Annotated in this window: 15 protein-coding genes; 4 read left to right on the forward strand and 11 right to left on the reverse strand. The window is 41.0% G+C overall.

Annotation, left to right across the window (positions count from 1 at the left end; translation table 11 throughout):
- Positions 1–8: 8 nt before the first annotated feature.
- The 5 genes from ACHOLT_RS20345 to ACHOLT_RS20365 form a co-directional block, all read right to left on the reverse strand.
- Positions 9–509, reverse strand: coding sequence for an NADH-quinone oxidoreductase subunit C (locus ACHOLT_RS20345; protein WP_425804507.1), 501 nt, complete (start codon positions 507–509; stop codon positions 9–11).
- On the reverse strand, positions 502–1,020 hold the full coding sequence (locus ACHOLT_RS20350; protein ID WP_425808196.1) for an NADH-quinone oxidoreductase subunit B: 519 nt from the start codon (positions 1,018–1,020) through the stop codon (positions 502–504). Before ACHOLT_RS20350 ends, ACHOLT_RS20345 begins: the two co-directional genes overlap by 8 nt.
- Entirely contained in the window at positions 1,011–1,367 is a 357-nt protein-coding gene (locus ACHOLT_RS20355; protein ID WP_425804510.1) for an NADH-quinone oxidoreductase subunit A, read from the reverse strand. The genes ACHOLT_RS20350 and ACHOLT_RS20355 overlap by 10 nt, the downstream gene beginning before the upstream one ends.
- 333 nt (positions 1,368–1,700) lie before the next feature.
- Positions 1,701–2,486, reverse strand: coding sequence for a TIGR03915 family putative DNA repair protein (locus ACHOLT_RS20360; protein WP_425804513.1), 786 nt, complete (start codon positions 2,484–2,486; stop codon positions 1,701–1,703).
- Positions 2,465–3,772, reverse strand: coding sequence for a putative DNA modification/repair radical SAM protein (locus ACHOLT_RS20365; protein ID WP_425804516.1), 1,308 nt, complete (start codon positions 3,770–3,772; stop codon positions 2,465–2,467). Before ACHOLT_RS20365 ends, ACHOLT_RS20360 begins: the two co-directional genes overlap by 22 nt.
- Before the next feature lie 334 nt (positions 3,773–4,106).
- Here ACHOLT_RS20365 and ACHOLT_RS20370 point away from each other — a divergent pair, with 334 nt between their 5' ends.
- Positions 4,107–4,517, forward strand: a complete 411-nt coding sequence (locus tag ACHOLT_RS20370; RefSeq protein WP_425804519.1) for a YjdF family protein — start codon at positions 4,107–4,109, stop codon at positions 4,515–4,517.
- Positions 4,518–4,644: 127 nt separating this feature from the next.
- Here ACHOLT_RS20370 and ACHOLT_RS20375 read toward each other — a convergent pair whose 3' ends face one another.
- The 3 genes from ACHOLT_RS20375 to spoVB all read right to left on the reverse strand — a co-directional run bounded on the left by ACHOLT_RS20375 (position 4,645) and on the right by spoVB (position 9,002).
- Positions 4,645–5,151 carry a nitroreductase family protein gene (locus ACHOLT_RS20375; RefSeq protein ID WP_425804522.1) on the reverse strand — a complete coding sequence of 169 codons (507 nt, stop codon included), beginning with the start codon at positions 5,149–5,151 and terminating at the stop codon, positions 4,645–4,647.
- Between the two features lie 51 nt (positions 5,152–5,202).
- A complete protein-coding gene (locus ACHOLT_RS20380; RefSeq protein ID WP_425804525.1) occupies positions 5,203–7,329 on the reverse strand; it encodes an ATP-dependent helicase in 2,127 nt (708 codons plus the stop codon).
- A gap of 95 nt (positions 7,330–7,424) precedes the next feature.
- On the reverse strand, positions 7,425–9,002 hold the full coding sequence (gene spoVB, locus ACHOLT_RS20385) for a stage V sporulation protein B (protein ID WP_425804528.1): 1,578 nt from the start codon (positions 9,000–9,002) through the stop codon (positions 7,425–7,427).
- A 192-nt stretch (positions 9,003–9,194) separates the two neighbouring features.
- Between spoVB and ACHOLT_RS20390 the strand changes: the two genes are divergently transcribed.
- From ACHOLT_RS20390 to ACHOLT_RS20400, 3 genes are all read left to right on the forward strand, one after another.
- The gene (locus ACHOLT_RS20390) at positions 9,195–9,704 is read left to right on the forward strand and encodes a hypothetical protein (RefSeq protein ID WP_425804531.1); all 510 of its coding nucleotides are present in this window, start codon (positions 9,195–9,197) and stop codon (positions 9,702–9,704) included.
- Between the two features lie 131 nt (positions 9,705–9,835).
- Positions 9,836–10,930, forward strand: a complete 1,095-nt coding sequence (locus ACHOLT_RS20395; protein WP_425804534.1) for a hypothetical protein — start codon at positions 9,836–9,838, stop codon at positions 10,928–10,930.
- A gap of 271 nt (positions 10,931–11,201) precedes the next feature.
- Positions 11,202–11,519: a MoaD/ThiS family protein gene (locus ACHOLT_RS20400; protein ID WP_425804537.1), complete on the forward strand. Its 318-nt coding sequence runs from the start codon at positions 11,202–11,204 to the stop codon at positions 11,517–11,519.
- Between the two features lie 29 nt (positions 11,520–11,548).
- Here the strand turns inward: ACHOLT_RS20400 and ACHOLT_RS20405 are convergent, their stop codons facing one another.
- From ACHOLT_RS20405 to ACHOLT_RS20415, 3 genes are all read right to left on the reverse strand, one after another.
- Complete coding sequence (locus ACHOLT_RS20405; RefSeq protein WP_425804540.1) at positions 11,549–12,400, reverse strand: pentapeptide repeat-containing protein; 852 nt, start codon at positions 12,398–12,400, stop codon at positions 11,549–11,551.
- A 214-nt stretch (positions 12,401–12,614) separates the two neighbouring features.
- Positions 12,615–14,657: a M56 family metallopeptidase gene (locus ACHOLT_RS20410; RefSeq protein WP_425804543.1), complete on the reverse strand. Its 2,043-nt coding sequence runs from the start codon at positions 14,655–14,657 to the stop codon at positions 12,615–12,617.
- A gap of 26 nt (positions 14,658–14,683) precedes the next feature.
- Positions 14,684–15,061, reverse strand: a complete 378-nt coding sequence (locus tag ACHOLT_RS20415; protein WP_425804546.1) for a BlaI/MecI/CopY family transcriptional regulator — start codon at positions 15,059–15,061, stop codon at positions 14,684–14,686.
- Positions 15,062–15,105 lie beyond the last annotated feature (44 nt).

A 15,105-nucleotide genomic window follows, 5' to 3' on the forward strand; every position in this document is an offset into this window, starting at 1 on the left:
TGATCCCCCTATTCCCCTTCTTTCTCAATCCTTAGGATCGAACGTTGTTCCAAACTTTCTGTGACATAATCCTTGCGGAGCGGGTACCCTTCAAAGTCATCCCACATATAGATCCGTTTTAGATTGGGATGTCCTCGAAAAATAACTCCAAACATATCATACGCTTCCCTCTCCAGCCAATCTGCCCCAGGCCAGAGCGATGTTGCGGAATCAATCAAGGGATTTGCCTTGCTAATCGTTGCTTTAACGCGCAACCAAAGTGAGAATTCTTCATTTAGCAATTGGTATACGACGTCAAAATGATCATTTAAGTCTAAAACGGTTAAATCATGAAAAAAATCACATGGAACCTCTGGAAAAGTCATTGCCCTCTTTAAAGTAGGTAAAATATATTCTCCTTTGATTCGTAGAACCGTAACATCGGATAAAGTTTCAACTTCACCATGAATCGACTCAGCCAGCTCTCTGACTTTCGTTTCCAGCCATGCTCTTTTCAGTTGATTATCCATGTTTTCTCACGCTCACTTTTGGAGGATTCGCCACCTTGTTTTGCAATTGTAAGATCCCATGCAATAAGGCTTCGGGTCGCGGTGGACAGCCAGGGATGTATATATCCACCGGAATGATTTTATCTACTCCCGGAAGCATGGCATAGGACTCGACGAAGGGACCACCGGAACTGGCGCAGCTCCCCATGGCAATGACCCATTTCGGTTCAGGCATCTGGTCATAAATGCGACGCAATAAGGGGGCAAATTTTCTGTTGCATGTCCCTGCAACGATGATCACATCGGCGTGCCGCGGAGAGGGACGATATGCTTCCCAGCCGAATCGGGCGATATCATGCCTTGGGCCTGCAGTGGCCATCATTTCAATGGCGCAGCATGCCAGCCCGAACGAGACCGGCCAAAAGGAGTAGCCCCTTGCCCAATTAAGTATTTTATCAACGTTGGTCAGCAAAACATTTTTCTTAAGCATGACTTCCGCTTCACGCAATTCCTTTTCCCTTGCTACATCCACTCTAAGGCACCTTCCTTCCATGCATACCAGAAACCAATGAGCAAAATAACTATAAAAATAAACATCTCCACAAAAGCGAAAGTCCCTAGCTTATCAAAAATCAAGGCCCATGGATAAAAGAAAACAGTTTCCACATCGAACGCCGTAAACACAAGCGCATACATGAAATAATTGTTTTTAAATCCAAGCCAAACTCTTCCTACACTTTTATTTCCGCACTCCCATGTGGATAGCTTAACTTCTGAAGATTTATGCGGAGCCAGCCATCTGGGTATAACAAGCATGATTAATCCAACCACAAGAGCTATGAGCAACATAAGGCCTACTGCTGCAAAATTATCGGACATCCTCTCTTTACCCCCAGTCCCCTATTTTTTCCTCTTCTCCATTTTGAAAGTGATTTACGAAATTAGCTGAAATAAATAAGCGCACTCACCTCCTTGTTTCTTCAATCTTGCACTAAGCGCCAACTTCTAGATTTCTTTCGGGTAAGTGTATACCTTTGTGTACATCTAGCTAAAGTATACACCCATAATAAGTAAATAAAATCGATAAATTACATTTAATTAAATTATTGGAGTATAATTTTGATTTATAAAAGCTGAAAAAAAAGACGTCCTTACTCCACTTTGATCGTGAAATGAGGACACCTTTTAATTGTAAAGCCACTTATATTTCTCTTATTCCTTTAGTTGTTTCCTCGCAGTTAATTCCTTCTCCGGGTAAAACTCCGTCAATTGACTCCAAAAGCGTTTGGGCATAAAGGTCATACGGCAGCGTGGGTTATACCTGCTTTCGATGCCAATTGTTTTATAATACTGCTGCCACAAACGTCGGAATTCTGCTTCCTTCTCTTCCAGTTCCGGTAATTGCAGATCATCGATCTCTACAATCTCTACTCTTCGCGCTTGATGAATAAGGGCTGACTTATGCGTTTTATCGTAAATCATAAAAACTTCATTTCTAAACCGATTGGCAAAGTGAGCGGCTATGACTGGAAGAACAAAGTTTTTAGGTTCAATAACAGCGACAAGTGCCTCATTATAGATTGAAAAGCGGATAAAGCCTTTATAGCGATGCGCTTCAAAGGTTAGGTGATGCACAGCTTTTTGCAGAGAATCCACAGTATCGTCCGTCAGCATGCTCATGATCCTCCCCCCGACCTTATAACCTAATCGCAAAAAACGAAAGATTAAGAGTTCCTTTTGGGGAATATACGTTAAAAAGCCGAGCTTGACGAGTTCCTGCGCTTCTAAAGAAATCTTTATTGGAATAGAATCATATACGCGCTGCGCTTTTTCGTGATCTGTTTCAATGAATTTACAAGAATCAAAAAGGCCGGGTTGTCCATTCGGAGAAAGAATGTTCTGCGGGATTTCCTTTTTCGCATAGCTTTCGAATACACAACAGAGGAGCCCCTCAAAACTTCCATCATAAGTGTAGACTAGATCTGCCCTGTTAAGCATTGAACCACATCCTCTCGAGATATTAAAGGTTCTTGGAACAAGGACAGCTGCTCTGCTTGTTCGGAAGGAAGACCGGACAATACCCGATCAGACATTAGCGCCCGCAAAGTACTGTCTGGCGTAACTTTAAGTCCTTCGATCATTTTACCTTTACAAAGGATAAAATACTGGGCGCGTTTTAGGACAACGCCAAGTTTCTTCAAGCCCGCAAAATCAAGCGGGGCTACTTTTCGTGCTCGCAAAATCCGTCGAGCGCTCGTTACCCCTATTCCTGGTACACGCAAGAGTAATTCATAAGGGGCTTTATTGATCTCGACCGGAAATTGCTCCAGGTGATTCAGAGCCCAGTTACACTTGGGATCAACGTATAAATTAAAATTTGGGTTATTCTCATCCAACAGTTCACACGCCTCAAAACCATAAAACCGCAAAAGCCAATCCGCTTGATACAGTCGATGCTCTCTCACAAGTGGAGGCTTTACATTAACTGCAGGCAGGAGCTGATGCTCGACAACAGGTATGTACGCCGAGTAAAAAACCCGTTTAAGCTTGTACTTTCTATAAAGTCCTTCGCTTAAGGTTAAAATTTTATAATCCGTGTCTGGTGTTGCCCCAACAATAAGCTGAGTACTTTGGCCTGCAGGTACAAACTTTGGAGCATGTCGGTATTTAACAAGATCGGTACTGTTTTCGGATATCTTGCTTTTAATCAGCCCCATCGGGCGAAGAATCGACTCCTTGGTCTTATCAGGGGCTAAGAGCTTCAAACTTTCCTGGGATGGCAGCTCAATATTGATGCTCATTCGGTCTGCCAAATATCCTAATCGGCTCAGGATTTCCTGATCTGTTCCTGGAATAGCCTTTACATGAATATAACCAGAAAAACGGTATTCTCCACGCAAAAATTCTAAGGTCTGAATTAGTTGTTCGGTCGTATAGTTCGGGTTTTTAAGGACGGCCGAGCTTAAAAATAAGCCTTCAATATAGTTACGGCGGTAAAAGTTGATCGTAAGCTCAGCAAGCTCCCTCGGCGTAAATGCAGCCCGCCGGATGTCATTTGAGGATCGGTTAACACAATATTTGCAATCATAGGCACAGATATTGGTCATCAAAACCTTCAGGAGAGATATGCACCGTCCATCCGCTGCGAAGCTGTGGCATATTCCGCAGGCTGCCGTACTCCCTATTGTTGCTGAGCTGCCTCTGCGTTCAACTCCACTCGAAGTACAAGCCACATCATACTTTGCAGAATCAGCTAAAATGGTTAATTTATCGAACACGTCCATGCTTATCCCTCCAATTACTAGAGTAATACAGAACGTGTTTTCTTGCAATAGGTATATATGTTCGCTATCTCTTGAAATAACCGAACAAAGTCAGTCTTTTTATCAACATTTTATCCATACGCAATATTTTAACCGGCAAATTTAATGTGATGCCTAGATGTTTCGACTTGTTGCAAACTTGAGTAAATCTGGTACTATTTTAATGAACATAAAAACACAGTCCGGTTGGTAGTCCGGATGCACTGTTCGTTCAATGTGATGCATTGTTCGACTAGTGTCGTATCCTTCCCCCTCGGGATGTCCCATGTTCATTAAATATTTGGAGGGGAATCAAATGAAACTTACGGTCTATTATGACGACCAATTCTGGGTAGGCGTTGTGGAAGAAGTAGTGGATTCAAGTCTTAAAGCTGCTCGATTTGTTTTCGGGGCTGAACCTAATGACTCTGAAATTCTTTCGTTTGTTAACCAACACATGATGAGTCTGCTGGCAGATTCAAAGCCCATGTCTTACGAGGCTAAACCGATAACGGATAAAGTTAATCCGAAAAGACTTGCCAGACAAGTAGCTAGAGAAATGCAGATCCAAGGCATTTCATCTTCCTCTCACGAAGCGCTAAAAGCAGATCTTGAAAGCCGGAAGAAAGAAAGAAAAGTTCAAACCAGGTTGCATAGAGAAGAGACGGCTAAGCGCAAACGTGAGCTTGCCACACTTAAAGCGAAGGCTAAACGAAGAGGACGCTAAAACCCACTTTTGCTCTAATAACAACAAAATACAAGCGTCCTCACTCCACTTGACAGTGAAGGAGGACGCCTTTTTCTTATTATATCCACTTTGGATTTAGAGAATTTAGTTTTCACGCAACCCTAATTTACCAGCGATTGCGATGAACCCTCATCTCATCATAACGGTCAATCGGCTCCTTGCTTTCCGCCGGATAACCTACTGCAATAGCCGAAACAGGTACGACATTCTCCGGCAGATTCAGGATTTTCTTTAACCCTTCAACCCGAACTTGAACGGGATAAACGCCTAACCAGCAGGTTCCCAGTCCTTTTTCCTGTGCCGCTAGCAAAATATTTTCTGTCGCAGCGGAACAATCTTGAATCCAGTAGTTGTTTCCCGGATATTTATCCGTGGTTAAATCAGAACACACAACGATGGCTAAGGGGGCCTCATTTAACATTCGGGAGTATTGATGCACCTTCATAATTTCTTCAAGTTGAGAACGCTCTTCGACGACTACAAAGTGCCAGGGCCTCTCATTCCCAGCAGACGGTGCACACATACCTGCTTCTAAAAGCTCATGCAGCGTTTCCTCCGATACTTCCTGGTTCGTATATTTACGAATACTTCTCCGATTTTTGATACTATCCATAACTTTACCGCCTTTCTTTCTCTCTAAGTTTAGATAACTATCCTAAGCATTCTAGTCTGCCCAGATTAGCTTTTGTTTTTCACAGATGTCTTTCATAAAGGAACGCTGTGAACCATCTTGGAAACGGATCTTAATCATATTCCCCTCTTCGTAAGTTATGACTCCTTTACCGAAGGTTTTGTGGAAGATCACTAAGCCTGCAGCAAGATCACTTGAGAGGCTTGCTGCTTCTTTTGCAAGGATTTTCTGTGGTGGTTTACCTTCCATAACAAGCGTTATCTCGCGGACAAAACGGGAGGCTTTAACCCGCTTATTATGATAATAATCCATTGTACACAGAGTTACTCGCTTTTTAGCCCGCGTCATTCCAACATAGAATAGACGCCGTTCCTCTTCCAAGAAATCTTTTATTCCATCTTTTTCTGCCCTGATCGTCTCCTGTTCAGGAATAATGCCTTCGACAAGATCAACAAGATAAACGTTTTCCCATTCTAATCCCTTGGCCGAATGGATTGTCGAAAGGGTTACGGCATTGCTGTTTTTATTTTTATAAGAAGACTTCATTTGTTCTTCGAGATCGGTTAAGTGATTGGCAAAATCCACAATCGTTCGTTCATTTCGGGCAATAGAGATTAAAATTTCCAGAAGTCCTTCAATATATTCTACCGAAAAGCCTAACGCATCACAAATCCGCTTAATCGCTTGGTCGTACCCCAACTCGGATCGGATATAGCGGATAGCCTTGGCGGGAGGAAGCGTATTCAACTCTTTAAACTGCTTCTTAAGCTCTAGGTACTCACTTTTACGTTTTGACGCAGCCTCAGGCAGATCGGCCAGAATTTCAAAAAGGGACCGATCAATAGGGATTTGTTTGAGATAAGCAAGCTGTTCTTTTTTGATATAACAGGGAAGTTTTGACCAAATTCGCTCCAAAACAGATAAACTCTTATCACTGAAAGAAAACCGCAGAAAGTTGAGTACATCATTAACCGCCCAGTGTGAGAAAAAATTCAGCTTTCCGGCCTCTCTCATATAAAAGGGCAGCTGAGCCCGGGTGAATTGTTCTGCAAGATAGACAGCAGATAGATTATTTCGGTAAAGAATAGCTGCTTGTGATAAATCATTCTCTTGCCTGAACTTCTGGATAATAAACTCACTTTGCTCTTTCAAATCTTTGAAGTATCCGAATTGAACAGTGTCTCCTGGAGGATTCTTCGTGAACATCTCTTTATCAAAACGCTGCTTATTCGTTCGGATGAACTTGCAGGCTACATCGGCGATTTGGGGAGTTGAGCGGAAATTTTGTTCCATTCGGAGAATTTTTGCCCCTGGATACGTTTGTTCAAAATCCAGTAAATACTTTGGCTCTGCCGCCCTAAATCCAAAAATACTCTGGTCATCATCGCCGACAACAAATAAATTGCTTTTCGGTTTAACAACAATTTCTATGATTTTGTGCTGGAGAAGAGATGTGTCTTGGCTCTCATCGGTAAGAAGGGTAACAAAACGCTGACGATAGAAATTAAGACGCTTCGGGTTTTCGGTTAACTCCTGAAACGCGATAGATAACATATCGTCATAATCAATGAGGCGCGGCTGACTGGCTTTTTTATATTCCTCGTAGTCCTGATAAATCAAGGAAAAGTTCTTTATCTCGATATTCTTAAACTCATCCGGCTTGCGCAACGTGTTTTTCACATAGCAAAGGGTATTCTGCAATTCTTCAAGCTGCTCCTCGTTAGGCGTTGAAGCGTTGTGCTTTTCATAAATCCGGCGAAGTACCCCTCTCTTGCTTTCAACCCCTAGTTTTTCTTCAATCAGTTCAAACCGAACTCCTCTTTGATAGAAAGCGGACCGAACCACCTCATACGCAAAACTGTGTATTGTTGAAAATTGGACCTCACCCTGAATCTTATCTCCAAAGTGATGCTTAAATCGCTCACGCATTTCTTTTGCAGCAGCCCGGCTGAACGTCAGACAAAGAATCGTTTGTGGATCGACCCTTTTGACAAGGATTAAATAAGCTAAGCGTACGGTAAGGACAGTCGTCTTGCCCGCACCTGGAACAGCTAAAAGCAAAATCGGACCCTGGTCATGGACGACGGCCCTCTTTTGCTGCTCTGTTAGATGTAAACCTAGCGCTTTGATCTCTTCAAAAAATTCTTTTTCCTGCAACAAACTGAATCTCCAACCTGAATTTAATTTATGATTTGCCTTGATATAATTTCTGCATTTATCTCTTTAACCCCTGCCATATAACTTTAGATTTTCTTCTACTTCACCGGAAACAAAGAGGTCCATATTCTCCCGATCAGAGGAATTCTGATAATATCGCTGTGCTGAATAACTTTTAAATAAACTAAAAACATCAGATAAATCCCGAGTGATAATAAAATGGAGATCAACGTCTTGTACCCTACATTGAAACCGCTAGCAAGAAGCACAAAAATTATTTTGCTGCTGCATCCCATAAATGTCCCTGCTGCTAATATCCTTATAATATTAGAAAAGTCGAGTGAGAAATCAATGAACTCGACAACAAAATAAAAGTGTAAAAACGTTTCTAAAAGTCCTCCGATACTTAATGCATAAATGACTCCAAAGATCCCCAGCTGAGGATTTGAGGCCAGTGGATAAATCAGCAAAAGTGTTACAGCGGCGGCAATAATATTGTTCATCATTTCTATTTTCGCCTTCCCTAGACCGACTAGAGCTGACTGGAGTGGAGTCTGGATATAATTAAATAAATAAAAGGGAGCAATCACTTTTAATAGCGATGCCGCTTGGGGTGAATGGTAGATAACCGTCATTAACTCAGAGGAAAACAGATACAAGAAAATCGTACTGGGAACACCAACGAGGAGAGCTGCCCCGATTGCTTGATTGATTCTGCGCCGTATAAGCTTGATATTGTTTTTTGCATTTGCCTCACTAATGGCGGGCACTAAAGTCACTTTCAAAGACTGATTGATAAATGCCGGAAAAAAGATCAACGGCATAACAAAACCGGTCAGCATTCCATATTGTTTAGTAATCATAACGGAACTCACTCCAGCTGCCGCTAAACTTTTAGTAATCATAATCGGCTGTAGTGATCGCGCCGCCGACATGACAACCCCACTCCCCGCTGTAGGAAGTCCTGTTTGCAATAATTCCATCAAAATCGTCTTTCCTTTGGTGATATGAGGCAATACCGATTGAGGCACATGAAATTTGCTAAAATGAGTCCTTCTAAAAACCCCTAATAAAAAAAGCAGGGAAAAGGCTTCCCCAATTACACTGCTGAAAACTGTTCCCGCTGCTGCATATTCAATGCCATAAGGTATAAGCAATTGAACCAAAACATACGTAAAAACAATATGAACAATTTGCTCAAAAACTTGCGATAAAGCGAGCGGGCTCATCGTTTGCATCCCTCGAAAATATCCTTTAACCACTCCTGAAATCGCTCCCAGCGGAATCATGGGGATTAAGGCCATGAAAGAATAATAAGCACGCTGATCCGTAAGAAAATAAGAGGAAAATGCTTTAGCACTTAAAACTGAAAACATCATTACGACAATACTCAGGCTTCCTGTTAAGGTTAAGGAAACGATGAGTATTTTTTTAACTTTTCTCCTGTTGCCTTCGGCATCCGCCTCAGCCACTAATTTTGAAATTGCTACGGGCAGCCCAATGGTTGTCAGCGTCATCATTAAACCCATAAAAGGCATGACCATCTTTTTTAAGCCAATTCCTTCCGGACCAAGAATCCTGGATTGAATAATCGTATTCGTGAAAATCAATATTCTCGTTATAAAAGCCGCTGCTGTAAGGATAAATGCCCCTTTGACCAAACTTTGTTTCTTCATCGATAACCTTCCTGAATTACAAATGTTTGGTTCATGTATATGTAAACTTTGCAGGTTAAAAACCTTTAATTAGGTAAAAAGATCAATAAGATAACGCAAAAAGCATAAACGCTATGGGTGAATCATAATAAATAGCGAGCAATTCTCTGTTTAGAAGGGGTGAGATATTTGAGACCAGAACCCTTTCCACGAATGAACCAAAGCTATCTCCTTATCGTACTGATTCTTTTAATTCTAGCTGCCTTCCTGCGCACAAGCTTATCCAGTGTATCTACGTCAGTAACTTCGAATTGGAATACTCAAGTCATTGATGTGACCAGAAATCATAACGCAGCACTGGCATTCTATTTATTAGGGACGAATCCTAACCCTGCGCCGGTGAACGCCTTAGCCCGCAACGTCATCACTTCGCCTTCCAATTATTTCGGGAAATATCTGCAGCTTTCCGGTACCATTCAATCCGTGCAAACGTATCCTTCACAAAATAATCTTCCAGGCCTAATTATCGGTAATACTACTGAATTAGTGATGATTGCAAATGATGGTGTAACGGTGGTTGATTGCTTGCTTGTTAACGAAGGAATAAATCTAACGATCGGCAGCACGATAACTATTAATGGATATACCCCAGGCATAAGATATGTTCAGAATTCCCAAACGGCCTTAACCCAAGAACTTGTGATCATTGGACGTGCTGTTTAAGCTGTTTAGATTGAGTATCGCCTGCTTTGATATTAAGATTTTCTTAAGATTCTCGCAGATAAAAATATCTCCCCCTGAAACACGTATAAGTAAACAAATGCAATTTTTTTGCATTTCGAAGGGGGAGGTTTATGTCAAATCAGTGGGAGCGCCGGCCTCGCATACCGGAATTGCTTATTGTGGTAGTTCTGATCATTATCGGCTATTTGCTTTTTTCCTATTTCTTTAAGAACATTTCTTCGCAGGTAAATCCGACCGCTTCAGCATCAAGTATAAACGACATCAACTCATCCAGTATCAATGATCCTAATGCTTTAAATGCTTTAAATTCTTCCGGTTCTTCTTCTCCACTTCTCCCAAATGCAAATAACACATTGAATAGCGGAAGCGGTAATAATGCTTTAGCATCAGGATATTGGATACTATTTGTTTCTAATGGAACTTCTCAGCAACTTTCTGTTAGCGCTCAGGATTATGCTTTTATACAGGGGTTAATCCAAAGCGATAGTAAAGGAAGCCCCACGGTTACCATATTTCTGATTGAGAACGGACAAATTCATCAACATATTGTCAGCAATGAAATTTATTCGATCTTATCCAATATGGCTACTATTATTACACAGGGTTCTAATCCATCTTCATCTGCAAATTCCACTTCATCTTCATCTACAACGATGCTGCCTTCGGCAGCAACCAGTGAAACAATGACCGTGAGCAACCCTTCTGCCTCCGGATTTACATTAACATTAAATCCAAAACTTAATGGCTTAACCCTCAGCAACTTTACGCTTGTTAATAGTTTAGGAAACCCGGTATCCCCTATCAGTGCAACAACTTCAGACAATGGAGCAACTTATACAATTCATGCAGCGTTAAGTACAGGCCAAACGTACACTGTAACAGCAAAGGCTGCAGGTTACACCTTCGGGGCTGCTCAAAACATTACTGTAGCGTCTGCGGCAACCAGTGAAACAATGACCGTGAGCAACCCTTCTGCCTCCGGATTTACATTAACATTAAATCCAAAACTTAATGGCTTAACCCTCAGCAACTTTACGCTTGTTAATAGTTTAGGAAGCCCTGTGACCCTTACCGGTGCAACTACTTCAGACAGCGGATCAACTTATGCAATTTCCGCAGCGTTGACTGCAGGCCAAACGTACACCTTAACTGCAGCTTCTACAGGTTACACCTTTGGAACGGCGGTAAACGTAGTGGTTCCATAATAATTTCAATTCGATTAGAAAAAAGCACCGGCATTCTATCAATTAAGAACGCTGGTACTATCGTTTGTCGTAATTGTTTGTTATGGTCAAATGCCATTTTATGCGCTATTATAGAGTTATCAGTAAGAAATCATACATTCAATCTCAGAATTTTTTCACTTAACAGCCTTCTCCAAGCGTAAACGGACATCCTTTAAATGCTCACTCGGGTTAAACTTAACAAATTGCTTTGCATATTTTTAATGTTAATATAAAAAACGGAGGGGTAATTATGACGGGTCTTACCAATCAAGAGACGACTGAAGTTCATGGTAACGTTGAGGTTCGAGCATTCATGTTCCTGCGTAAAATTTTTAATGAGCGCAATTGGCCAACGCCCTATTTTTTTAAACTGGAACGAGAATGTAATGCCATGGAACTGGCAGAAATGTTAGACTTACCTTTAGAGAGAATTGAAGCCGTATTTATTAACGGTAAGGCCAATCCATTTAGCGAGGAAACCATGATTCAACCCGGGGATCGAATCGCATTCCTTCCACCAGGGATGCCCGGCCCATACCGTGCTATGTTAGGAATCAAAAAACTATAATATATCCTGAACACGAACCCTCATCTCTCTTATCCCCAGTGCATGGGACGGGAAAGTGATGAGGGTATTTTTGTATCTGCGTTCCCTTTGGCCGCATTAATTTGGGTCTGGGTAAGAAAGATACTCTTTGATAAATTGGCTCCTCGGAGATCCGCATCTCGAAAATCAGCTCCAATAAGGTCGGCCCCGCTCAAATCAACATCTCTAAGATCAGCAGCAATAAGATAGGCTCCTCTTAAATTCTCCCCTCTCATATCACGTTTTCTTAAATCTGCTCCAATAAGATCCAGTCCTCGGCCCAACACCTTTTTACGCCTTAATGAAATCTTTTGTTTGCCGCCGGATGCTTCAGTCCGAACAAGTTCACTCGTTTTCTGAAGCAATGTATCAACCTTAGCTCGATGAACTAGAATATCCAGCTTCAAGAGCTCTTCGGGGTTTAGATTTGCAAGTCGTTCCGTTTCATCAATCATAGTTCTTAGATTATCATGGATAGGACGAGAGGGTTCTAATGTTAATGCTTCAGTTAGATACCAGAGCAGTTCCTGGAGCCGACTGACGATGAGAAATACCTCAAACATGGTCTTTGCCGATTCCGAGACTTTTCGCCAATCGTTCCCTCTAAAGCTGATTTGAGATACCTTTTGCCCCGCTCCGAAGCAGTCAAAGGCAATGCATCCTTTAAGGCCTCGTTCCGCAAGGTTCGTGTGAACAGAACATTTAAAATCCGACTGAAGGTTGATGCACGGTTGACCTGCCTCTTTATTGGTTGGGAAGCCTTCTGAAGCTGAAAAGCAGAGTGCGGTACAACATAAACCAAAACAGTTGTTACAATCAGCCTGCAAATTTTTACGTAAAATTTCGCGATCCATCTTACTCATATTTTCTACTTCAAACACCTCTGCTCTGTCGTTCCGCTTTTTCTATAATCATAATACACATTTCTTTAAATACGAAATAATTGTGAGCAATTCTTTTAAGTCTTTAGCTATAATGCAACCCCGAAAGGCATATAGCCCATCGGGGGCAGCGAAAAACTAAGTTTTATATATGATTTTAAATTATAGAGTTATACGGGAAAAGACTTTGACGTTTTTAATAGCTTTGCAAAATTGAAGTCACTACTTTTTCTACCTCTGATTCCTGTAACTCAGACGTAAAAATTCGAATATGTATACCCTCTCCAATATTAAATTGAGCTGCTGGATCCATATTTAAGGTTTTTCTCAATTTAACTTCAGTTCCGTTAATTTCTTTTGTATTATAATCCAATGGCTTTAACTCTCTAGCCGGGACGTCAAATGGATAATTACCTTTACTTACTTGAACATCTAAATAGGAGGTTGTATTTGTATAATATAAATGAAAAACTTCAAACTTTTCATTTTTTCTGATTTGTATACTGGAAGATTCCTGTTTAAGGCTATAACCTTGTGGAACAGCAATATCCTCAGGTTTCAGAGTCTTAAAACTCAACTCATCCGAAGCCGTTTTTCCTGTTTTAATAATAGAAATGTCTGTAAGCGAGGTATCTGCTGAAATGTTAATACTTACGGCGATTTTCTTTAACTCATCGAGAGAAATCTCTCCCCCTGGATTGCTGTAAACTATATACTCCACGTTATCCTTAGTAAATTGGATAGATGAAGAATGAAAATTTTTATACTCAGTTACTGTCAACGTTGCTGGCAGATCGCCGATTTGAATTTGAGTTTTTGTCTCTTTAACATCACTAGATCGTTGAATAACAGCTTGAAACATCTCGCCAGGTCGTGCCTCTTTTATCATAATTGCTGATTGAATGCCATATGATTTGGATGCTGATTGAATGCCATATAATGCAGAGAAAGTATTAGAGTTAGTACCTGGAGGAGTATTTTCATTGCATGTGATTTGCGAGGACATAAGCTCATATCCTGCGGTGTAACTTGGGAGTGAGGGCTTAAAAGAAAGATATTTATTGTAATTAAAACTTCCATCCTCTATAGAAGAAGTTTGATCAGATTCAGGAGTTTGCTGACCAAGAGCCGTATTTGTCCCTGCGGCCGTTGTCCCAAGCGTATCGGATGTATCAGCCTTGGCATTCGTCATGGTTACAAATGTCAAAACGACTACAACTCCAACAACGAATAATGCCCACCGTAAAGGTATTTTACGAAAGTCTTTGATCATCGTAATTCTCCTCCTTATTTGCGAGCTTGAACCAGACAAACTTGCCAAGCTGATAATTCGTGGTAGTCTCGCGTTCCTCTCTGCCAGTTTGATAAGTGTATACGCATACTCTTTAGCATAATCTCCGCCAATTTTTTCAAGTGTTATAGCATCACAAGCGATTTCCTGATCTTCCCGCAATTTATAAAATGAGTACCAAAGCAGCGGATTGAACCAATGGATGATCAGCAATCCCCGAGTTAAGCAGTTTACTATCATGTCTTTACGCTTAAAGTGTAATAATTCGTGCACAAAAACGTAATCCAGTTGCTCCTGGTTAAATTCCTCTAAAGTACCCATAGGTATCAAAACACTCGGACGGAATACACCATAAAGTGACGGACTCGTTATAACTCTTGTTTGAACTAAAGGAATCCTAACTTTAATATTTAATTTGTTTTTAGCCTCTTCAAAAGCGATAAGCAACTTCGTATCAATCACAGATTGACCTTGAATCCTATGATTGAATCTTTTATTGATCAACCCTGTCGCAATAATAAAAACGACAATACCGATAAGCCAAAGGAACAACAATAGTTTATGTATAAACGTGGAGGCGGCAATAGAATTAGATGATTTGTCATTATCGATTAATTTATTCTGGTTCTGATCACCCGCAATTTGGTCTAATGGGTAGCCCGTTTCTTCCTGAAATAATCCAGTATTCTCTATAGCAGAATCTGAATTCGCATTTGTACTTTCATTGACAGAAGTGGCTTGCTGCGTCTTCAAATGAGAGAAGTTATATAGACTAAAGGAAGTTTGGGGTGTCCATGGCAACAGTAGACTGACAATCACGATCGACCATAATAGATAATGCAAACGTGGACTGATTTTATTCTTAAGAACAAATTTCACCATTAATAAGCAAATGATTAAAATGCTTACCTTGGCGGAAGTCTGCCAAACCCAATCAAAAAGACGCATATAATCTATAGGTTCTGATAGCAAGCTTACCCCTTCCTTTCCTCGATAAGACGTTTTAACTCCTCAATTTCTTCCGGGGAAAGCTTTTCGTCCTGAAGAAAAGCCGCCAACATTGGTTGGAAAGCCCCTCCAAAAACGCGTTTAACAAAAGACTTCGTTTCAGACTTAATACATTCCGCTTGACTAACCAAAGGATAGTAGAGATAAAGTCTACGTTCCTCCTCATAGCCTATAGCTTTTTTCTTAACCAGCCGATTAATTAAAGTTTTTATCGTATTCGGTTTCCAATCTGCAACATCTATCAATGCATCAACAATCTCGTTTGCTGTACAGGGAGAAGACTTGGACCAAACTACCTTCATTACTTCCCACTCTGCCTCTGAAATTTTCGGTATCTCAGACATTAAGATCCCTCCCGACTTATCGATTACATCTGTAATTATTATTA

The organism is Desulfitobacterium nosdiversum, assembly GCF_049860565.1.
Taxonomy (GTDB): domain Bacteria; phylum Bacillota; class Desulfitobacteriia; order Desulfitobacteriales; family Desulfitobacteriaceae; genus Desulfitobacterium_A; species Desulfitobacterium_A nosdiversum.